General features: G+C 55.4%; 1 protein-coding gene. It reads right to left on the reverse strand.

The window, feature by feature from the left end:
- Positions 1 to 36: 36 nt before the first annotated feature.
- On the reverse strand, positions 37 to 933 hold an 897-nt coding region (locus VV867_RS31020; protein ID WP_328568447.1), incomplete at its 5' end, for an IS3 family transposase.

Consider the following 933-nt stretch of genomic DNA (forward strand, 5'->3'; position numbering starts at 1 on the left):
TGAACCGGTCAAGAAATTTTGGACACCGCTTTAGGTTCATGCTGCTGCCTTGAGCTTTTCCTCCATGGCTACCGGGGTTTCATATCCGTTGTAGCTGTGGAGGCGCTTAAGGTTGTACCGCGTTATATAGGCCTGGATATCGACCTTGGCCTGCTCATCACTCTTGTATCCATCCCTTGGTACCCACTCTGACTTCAGCGCACCGAAGAAGCGCTCCATGGCTGCGTTATCCCAGCATTGGCCGCGATGACTCATGCTTTGAGTCACGCCATACTTTTCAAGCGTCTCCCTGAATTTATGACTGGCGTACTGGCAGCCCTGGTCTGAGTGGAACATCACGCCTTTTGGTTTACCGCGCGCCTCAACTGCTATCTGAAGTGCTTCACAGGCCAATCGAGCATCGGCAATCAGTGAAAACGCCCAGCCCACGATTCGTCGGGCGTAAAGATCCATCACCACCGCCAGATACAACCAGCGCTTACCAATCTGGATGTAAGTCACATCACCGCACCACACCTCGTTAACAGTCGAGACGCGGAAGTTACGCTTGAGCCGATTACTCACGATCAAGGCCTCTGCGCCTGACGAGCGATATCGATGCGGACGCCGCTGCCGGCACTCCAGCCCCATTTCTTTCATCAGGCTTCGCGCCTTGTAGCGGCCCACATCGTGCCCTGCGCGTCGCAACTCCTGGGACAGCGTACGCGCCCCGGCAGAGCTGCGTGACGCTTTGAAAAGCTCGACCACAGTGGCCTGGAGCACCTGCCTGGCTGGACTCATTGGCCCCTGACGTTTGCGCCAGGCGTAAAAGCTACTGCGAGGGACTTCCAATACCCGGCAGCAGTCGGAAATACCGTATTGCTCACTCAACTCGTCGATTAGCGCGAATAATCTTTGGAGTCCAAAAGCAGGAGAGCACTGGCCTTTTTTAGG

Origin of the sequence: Pseudomonas sp. JH-2 (genome assembly GCF_036231725.1) — a bacterium.
GTDB lineage: Bacteria > Pseudomonadota > Gammaproteobacteria > Pseudomonadales > Pseudomonadaceae > Pseudomonas > Pseudomonas delhiensis.